Origin of the sequence: Pseudomonas sp. GZD-209 (assembly GCF_049310485.1) — a bacterium.
GTDB classification, from domain to species: domain Bacteria; phylum Pseudomonadota; class Gammaproteobacteria; order Pseudomonadales; family Pseudomonadaceae; genus Aquipseudomonas; species Aquipseudomonas sichuanensis.
Window position 1 is genome coordinate 1 of sequence record NZ_JBMOWQ010000008.1, and the last position, 4,153, is coordinate 4,153.

Genomic DNA, 4,153 nt, shown 5'->3' on the forward strand with positions numbered 1-4,153 from the left:
CGGGCTGCGCAGCGGCCCCAGGATCTGAGTGACACCTCAAGATTGCCGGGGCTGCTGTGCAGCCCGTTCGCGAGACGAGGCCGCTCCTACAGAGGGCGTGTGACAGAGGCTCAGGCCTTGGCTGCCATCGCCGTCACTTCTACTTTCATGCCTTCTACCGCCAGCGAGGCCACGCCAACCGCCGCACGCACCGGCCACGGCTTGCTGAAGAAGCGCTGGTAAACCTCGTTGAACGCCGGGCGGTCGGCCATGTCGGTGAGGTAGATGGTCAGGTGCAGCACCCGGTCCATCGAGCTGCCGGCGCGCTCCAGGGCCACTTTCAGCGCCTGCAGGGTGCATTCGCTTTGAGTGGTGATGTCGCCCAGCTCAAGGCTGCCGTCGGCGCGGGTAGGGATCTGGGTGCTGACCAGCACGCCGTTGTACTCGGCCACGTCGGACGAGATGGAGTCGGCGTCCGGGTCCGGGGTAAAGATGATGCCGTCGTTTGCCATGGAATGTTCTGCCTTGCACGGGAGGAAAGCCCGCAAGCCTACGCGAGCGCCAAGGGCGGGTCGAGCCGTGGCCGCGGTCGCGCCGATTTGATAAGCGCGGCGGCCCACGGCAGAATCGCGCCCCGACCCGGCCGCAGGCGCCGGGCCCTGGGTGATCAAAGAGGCAACCGTTGAACCAACACACTTTGTCCACGCGCCTTGAGCGGGTGGCGGCGCATATCCCGGCCGGGGCACGGCTGGCTGACATCGGTTCGGACCATGGCTACCTGCCGGTGGCGCTGCTGCGCCGCGGCGCGATTGCCGCGGCAGTGGCTGGCGAAGTGGCACTGACGCCATTCCAGGCCGCGCAGCGCACCGTGCGCGAGAACGGCCTGGAGGCACAGGCCACCGTGCGCCTGGCCAGCGGACTGGCAGCCATCGAGCCGCAAGACGAGATCAACGCCGTGAGTATCTGCGGCATGGGCGGCGAGACCATCCGCGACATCCTCGAGGCCGGCAAGCAACGCTTGAGCGGCAAGGAACGCCTGGTGCTGCAGCCCAACGGCGGCGAGCAGCCGCTGCGCCAGTGGCTGATGGACAACGACTACCGCATCCGCTGCGAAGAAGTGTTGCGCGAGAACCGCTTCGACTACGAGATCATCGTTGCCGAGCGCTGCGAGTCGGTCGTCTACAGCGCCGAACAGCTGTACTTCGGCCCGCTGCTGATGGAGCAGCGCAGCCCGGCGTTCCTGTTCAAGTGGCAGCGCATGCTGCGCCAGAAGCAGCAGACGCTCGATAATTTCGAACGTGCCCGCCAGCCGGTGCCCGAGGACAAGGTGCAGGACATCGCCCATCAGGCCCGCTGGATCAGCGAGATGCTCGCCGCCTAGCGCGGGTTGGCCACGCTGGCCGGCACCTTCAGCACCAGCAGCCCCCCGAGCACAATAGCCACCGCCAGCACCTGCAGCGCAAGGCCAGGGCTGTTGGCGGTGTCGCGCATCCAGCCGATCAGGTAGGGCGCGAGGAACGAGGCGATGCTGCCGAACGAACTGATCATGGCGATCCCCGCCGCTTGGGTGTTGCCCGCCAGGAACGCCGGGGGCAGTTGCCAGAACATCGGCAGCGCGGCACTGGCGCCCATGCCGGCCACGACCAGGCCGCTCATCACCAGCAGCGCATTGCCCGGTGCCAGGCCGGCCACGGCGATACCGGCGGCGGCCATCAGCAACGGCACGCACAGGTGCCAGCGGCGCTCCCGGTGGCGGTCCGACGAGCGCCCGCAACCGAGCATGAACAGACAGCCGGCCAGGTAGGGCACGGCGCTGAGCAGGCCGACCTGGCCATCGCTGCCGATCCCGGCGCCATGGATCAGGCTGGGCATCCAGAACGCCAGGGTGTTCACCGCCAGCATCACCGCAAAGTACACCGCCACCAGCAGCCACACCTGGGCGTTACCCAGCAGGCCGGTCAGCGAACTGACCGGTTTGCGCTGTTCTTCGCCGTCCAGTTCCGCGCGCAGGGCGCGTTTCTGTTCGGCGCTGAGCCAGCTGACCTGCTCGAAGCTGTCCGGCAGCCACTTGAGCACCACCAGCCCCAGCAGCACCACGGGTAAACCTTCGATCAGGAACATCCACTGCCAGCCGCGCAGGCCGCCGTGGTCATGGAAGGCTTGCAGGATGCCGCCGGACAGCGGCCCGCCGACCACCCCGGCCAAGGGCACGGCGATGGCGAACAGCGCGGTCACCTGGGCCCGGCGCCTGGCCGGGTACCAGCGGTTGAGCACCACCAGGATGCCGGGGAAGAAGCCCGCTTCGGCCACGCCGAGCAAAAAGCGCAAGGTATAGAAGCCGGCTGCGTCCTGCACCCACAGCATGCCGGTGGACAGCAGGCCCCAGACCACCATCAGCGTGGCGATCCAGCGCCGTGGCCCGACCCGGTCCAAAGCCAGGTTGCTGGGCACGCCGAACAGCGCGTAGGCCACGAAGAACAGGCCGGCGCCCAGGCCGTACACCGTGTCGGAAAAGCCCAGGTCTGCGCTCATCTGCATCTTCGCGAAGCCAATGTTGATGCGGTCGAGGTGGGCGAACAGGTAGCACACCAGCAGCAGCGGCATCAGCCGCCAGGTGATGCGTGCATGGGTGGCGGCCGGCGAATGGGCGGGCAGGGCAGCAGCGGTATCGATCATGATCGGCTTCCGGAACGTTCTTGTAGTTGTTCCGGACGATCATGGGGCGGCAAGGCAGGTGGGCAAATGCACTTTCAGCAAGACGGCTGGTATTTTTCCCGGCCGTTTGCGCAGGCGTCACTGCTGCGAGCAATTGCCCATTTCGCGGTAGTCGACCTGGCGGGTCTGGCCCTGGTGGTCGACGTAGACCATGTGCGCGGTGCCCACCTGGCAATCGGCGGCGTTGCTGGCCGGGGTGATCGAGATGACCTTGGCCACGTCCATCGGCATGCCGTATTCGTAGCTGCTGCTCACGGGCTGCTGGGTGGCGCTGTCGGCGAAGGCGCCGAACGAGGCGAGGGTGGCGGACAGGGCGACAACAGCGATCGAACGTTTCATGACAGGCTCCTCGTTTTCGGGATGTGTCCATGATCCATTCATTGGTGTTTCACAATAAATGGGCTAACCCGTGATAGATTCCTGCCTTTCATGTATGAATGAGAGCCCACTTCATGGACATGCTGCATGCGATGCGCACCTTTGCCCGGGTAGTGGAGTGCGGCAGTTTCGCAGCCGCCGCCAACGCCCTGGACATCTCGGCGGCGCAGGTGTCGCGGATCGTCGCGGAGCTGGAAAACCAGCTGCAGACCCGCCTGCTGCACCGCACCACCCGGCGCCTGCGCATGAGCGAGGCGGGCGAGCGTTTTCTCGAGCGCTCGCGGCAGATCATGCTGCTCACCGAAGAAGCCATGGACGAGGCCCGTGGCGCCCACCTCACGCCCCGCGGCCGGCTGCGCTTGCACTGCACCCATGGCCTGGGCCTGCTGATGATGCCGCTGGTGGCGCGCTACAACGCCTCCTGCCCGGAAGTGGTGATGGAGTTGACCTTGTCGCAGCGCAACCCCGACCCGCTGGCCGAGGGGCACGATGTGGTGATCGCCATTGGCCAGGGCTTGCCCGACTCGCAACTAATCGCCATCCCGCTGGGCAGCATCCACAGCATTCTCTGCGCCTCGCCGGATTACCTGGCCCGGCATGGCGTGCCCAAACAGCCGCAGGACTTGCACGCGCACACCTGCCTGCGCACCGTCGATCCGCTGTTCGAAGAGGACTGGACCTTCGGCAAGGCACCGGAAAACTGCGTCATCGCGCCCCAGGATACCTTCCTCACCAATGTCGCCGACGCGATGGTCAGGGCCACCGAGCTGGGCATGGGGGTGGGGTTGCTGCCGTACTACTCGGCCAGCCAGGCCATGCAGGAAGGACGCCTGTGCCGGTTGCTGGCGCCGTACCGGCTACGCCAGCGTGAGATCTATGCGATCTACCCGTCGCGGCATTACCTGGATGCCAAGGTGCGTACCTGGATCGACTACCTCAAGGAGCAGCTGCCGTTGCTGTTCGCTGAACACCAGCGGGTGGTGGATGAGGCGCAGTATTGGCGGTAGGCGGAGGGCCATGGGGGGGGGGGGGGGGGGAGCGCAGACAAACAGAGCAGCGCAGGGGTGATACCTTACGCAGA

5 protein-coding genes are annotated in these 4,153 nt (G+C 66.4%); 2 read left to right on the plus strand and 3 right to left on the minus strand.

The genetic code is table 11. The features are described 5' to 3' along the window. Positions 1 to 110 precede the first annotated feature (110 nt). Positions 111 to 491 carry a RidA family protein gene (locus tag ACO6VM_RS01580; protein ID WP_125858660.1) on the minus strand — a complete coding sequence of 127 codons (381 nt, stop codon included), beginning with the start codon at positions 489 to 491 and terminating at the stop codon, positions 111 to 113. A gap of 170 nt (positions 492 to 661) precedes the next feature. Here ACO6VM_RS01580 and ACO6VM_RS01585 point away from each other — a divergent pair, with 170 nt between their 5' ends. Beyond that, entirely contained in the window at positions 662 to 1,360 is a 699-nt protein-coding gene (locus ACO6VM_RS01585; RefSeq protein ID WP_422402668.1) for a tRNA (adenine(22)-N(1))-methyltransferase, read from the plus strand. On the opposite strand, the gene ACO6VM_RS01590 is transcribed toward ACO6VM_RS01585, so the two are convergent. Both ACO6VM_RS01590 and ACO6VM_RS01595 read right to left on the minus strand, forming a co-directional pair. After that, a complete protein-coding gene (locus ACO6VM_RS01590) occupies positions 1,357 to 2,655 on the minus strand; it encodes an MFS transporter (protein ID WP_390971298.1) in 1,299 nt (432 codons plus the stop codon). The genes ACO6VM_RS01585 and ACO6VM_RS01590 overlap by 4 nt on opposite strands. Positions 2,656 to 2,772: 117 nt before the next feature. Then, positions 2,773 to 3,033 (minus strand): DUF2790 domain-containing protein, encoded by a 261-nt coding sequence (locus ACO6VM_RS01595; RefSeq protein ID WP_401059239.1) that lies wholly within the window; start codon positions 3,031 to 3,033, stop codon positions 2,773 to 2,775. A 113-nt stretch (positions 3,034 to 3,146) separates the two neighbouring features. On the opposite strand from ACO6VM_RS01595, the gene ACO6VM_RS01600 reads away from it, so the two are divergent. Further along, on the plus strand, positions 3,147 to 4,079 hold the full coding sequence (locus tag ACO6VM_RS01600; RefSeq protein WP_401059241.1) for a LysR family transcriptional regulator: 933 nt from the start codon (positions 3,147 to 3,149) through the stop codon (positions 4,077 to 4,079). Positions 4,080 to 4,153 lie beyond the last annotated feature (74 nt).